Raw genomic sequence first — 228 nt, forward strand, 5'->3', positions numbered from 1 at the left:
TTCCAAATTGTTAAAGAGCTTGATTCAAACTAATGAACCATTTTTAAATACTCTAATAGAAGAGAATACTTAAAGATGGTATCCCGTAGGGGAGTCGAACCCCTGTTACCGCCGTGAAAGGGCGGTGTCCTAGGCCTCTAGACGAACGGGACACTAGTATCTCTTAACTTTTCTAAACCTAATCAATCTGTGTGGACACTCATCGTAAGTATCTTCGTATAAGGAGGT

1 tRNA gene is annotated in these 228 nt (G+C 40.8%); it reads right to left on the minus strand.

The features are described 5' to 3' along the window. Nucleotides 1-76: 76 nt before the first annotated feature. Nucleotides 77-152, minus strand: a tRNA-Glu gene (locus AB4513_RS24785). Nucleotides 153-228 lie beyond the last annotated feature (76 nt).

Source organism: Vibrio sp. 10N.222.54.E6 (genome assembly GCF_041473955.1).
Classification (GTDB): Bacteria; Pseudomonadota; Gammaproteobacteria; order Enterobacterales; family Vibrionaceae; genus Vibrio; species Vibrio tasmaniensis_A.